The organism is uncultured Meiothermus sp. (assembly GCF_937863175.1).
Classification (GTDB): Bacteria; Deinococcota; Deinococci; order Deinococcales; family Thermaceae; genus Meiothermus.
Map to the genome: position 1 here is coordinate 1 of NZ_CALMCQ010000162.1, position 2,548 is coordinate 2,548.

General features: G+C 58.0%; 3 protein-coding genes. All 3 read right to left on the minus strand.

What is annotated here, in order from left to right:
- Positions 1–867, minus strand: an 867-nt coding sequence (locus Q0288_RS06255; protein ID WP_299428808.1) for a 1-deoxy-D-xylulose-5-phosphate reductoisomerase, incomplete at its 3' end; no start/stop codon positions are given.
- Between the two features lie 196 nt (positions 868–1,063).
- Positions 1,064–1,927, minus strand: a complete 864-nt coding sequence (locus Q0288_RS06260) for a phosphatidate cytidylyltransferase (protein WP_299428811.1) — start codon at positions 1,925–1,927, stop codon at positions 1,064–1,066.
- A gap of 74 nt (positions 1,928–2,001) precedes the next feature.
- On the minus strand, positions 2,002–2,548 hold a 547-nt coding region (gene frr / locus Q0288_RS06265), incomplete at its 5' end, for a ribosome recycling factor (protein WP_299428814.1).

Sequence of the window (2,548 nt, forward strand, 5' to 3'; positions counted from 1 at the left end):
GGGGGTAGAGAAGGCCGGACGGTCGGGAATGGGTGCTGCCGGGAGGGGGGTAGGGGGGCGCTCGGGGTAGGTCAGGGCATACTGGATGGCCAGCCGCATATCGGTGGGGCCGAGCTGGGCTTTGATACTGCCATCCTGGAAGCGCACCATCGAGTGCACATAGGACTGGGGGTGAATCTGTACCTTTACCTGCTCAATGGGAACCCTGAATAATTGCACCGCTTCCAGCACTTCCAGGCCCTTGTTGAATAGGGTGGAGGAGTCAATGGTCACCTTGGGCCCCATCTTCCAGCGGGGGTGGTGGAGGGCCATCTGGGGCGTCGCCGTGGAGAGATCGGCGGGCTCACGCAGGAAGGGACCCCCTGAGGCGGTCAGGATCAGTTCCGCCACATCCTCGAAGGGTTCCCCAACCAGGCTCTGAAAAATTGCAGAGTGCTCGGAATCTACCGGGATAATCTCGGCCCCGCCTTGCCCGGCTTCTTGCCACAGCAACGGCCCGGCGGCCACCATGCTCTCCTTGTTGGCCAGCGCAATTCTGCGCCCTTGCTGCACCGCAACCCGCACACCAGGCAGGCCCGCCAGACCCGGAATGGCACCCACGACTACATCCGCCGACCAGGCCGCAACCTCCAGGGCATCGGCGATGTGCAAGGTTGGAAAGCGAAGCCGCAGCTCGGGCAACACGGCTCCATAGGCTGCCACCACTTCAGGCTGGAACTCGGCAATTTGTTGGGCTAGAAGGTTCAGGTTTTTTCCTGCGACCAGTCCTGCCACCTTATAGCCCCGCCAGCGGCATACATCCAGGGTCTGGGTTCCGATGGAACCGGTAGAACCCAGCACCACGATGCGTTTGGGAGGATCACTCATCTTCTCGCCAGTGTACTGGTTTCAGTGCTTCCAAACTATGCTGGTCACCGGCTCGAGCCCGGCATACCTCGGGGTATGGCCCCCATTCGCATGCGATTCTGCAGGTTGACCTTGCGGTTGAACCAGCTCGAGAGGACGCAGCGCAGTAACAGAGGCCTATTACCAGACCTGCTGGATGTGGATTTTTTCGGAAACCTCAAATGAAGATGGTCAGCAGATAGTACGTGAGCGGAACCGTAAACAGGTGCGAGTCCAGCCGATCCAGCAGTCCGCCGTGGCCGGGCAGGAAGTGGCCGGAGTCCTTAACGCCGCAAAAACGCTTGAGCATGGACTCGGTCAGATCGCCCAGTTGGGCCGCAAAGGAGAGTACCAGATTGACGATAAAGATTTCGACGGGTCGGAACAGGGCAAAGGGGCTTTCGGGATACGCTGAGCGTACGATGGTGGTAAAAAGGAAGAGCAGTAAGAAGCTGGTGGCGATTCCGCCAATGGAGCCTTCCACGGTTTTGCCCGGGCTAATGGTAGGAGCCAGCTTGCGCCGCCCCAGATAGCGGCCCACGAAGTAGCCCCCGACATCGTTGGAAAAACTGCAAAGCAGGGGCAAGACCAGAATCCAGATACCCACGCCGCCATCGGGGGAATGGCGCAGCAGCAGGAAGAACCCCAGCGTCCAGGGCAAATACAAAAAAGCCATCAGGCTATAGGCAAAACGCTGGATGTTTGCTCCTGAGATTAGCTCGGAACTGAATGCCCCAATCAGAACCAGTCCCAGAGCGATTTCGCGCCACGGTACACCGGGGTAGAAATCCTGGAGCTGGGGCAGGCTGAACAAAAGCATGATCAGCCCACCCCCAATCAGAAAAGTCATATTGAGCTCGATGCCCTTGTTGCGCAACATGTACCGCAGCTCGAGAGAACCCAGTACAAGTATGAAAACCAGTGCCAGCAAAAGCAAAATCCGGCCCTCCCAGATCACCCCAAAAAGCACCAGTACCCCGATGAGCGAGGAGGCTATGCGGGTTGGTAATGAAGGATCAGGTCGGGCTTCCGGGCGCTGCACGGTAACAGCATATCAGCAGGGGTGTCCAGGACTGGCTAAAGACTGGATATGATCGAGGGTAGTCCAGGATGACCCTAGCCACCCAGGATTTCCTGCTCCTTTTTGTGCAGGGTGTCGTCAATCTTGTGGATATAGTCGTCGGTAATCTTCTGGATCTCAGCCTCGGCGCGTTTGATGTCATCTTCGGAAAGGTGTTTTTCCTTCTCGATTTTTTTAGCCCTGTCGAGGGCTTCGCGCCGGGCGTTGCGCACAGCGATTTTGGCCTCTTCGGCGTAGTGTTTGACCGATTTGACCAGATCTCTGCGCCGCTCTTCGGTCAGGACAGGAATATTGATGAAAAGGGCATCGCCCTTGTTGGTAGGGTTGAGACCCAGATCGGAGTCGCGGATGGCTTTCTCGATCTCTTTGAGCATGCCGGGATCCCACGACTGCACTACCAGAGTACGCGGATCGGGAGAGGATACTGTGCCCACCTGGTTAATTGGCATGGCGGAGCCGTAGTACTCGACTTTGATGTTGTTGAGAAGGGCTGGGTTGGCCCTTCCGGTGCGCATGGTGGCGAGGTGGTGCTCGAGGGCCTCGAGCGACTTTTGCATGTGGGTCTTGGTTTCGGCGTAGAGG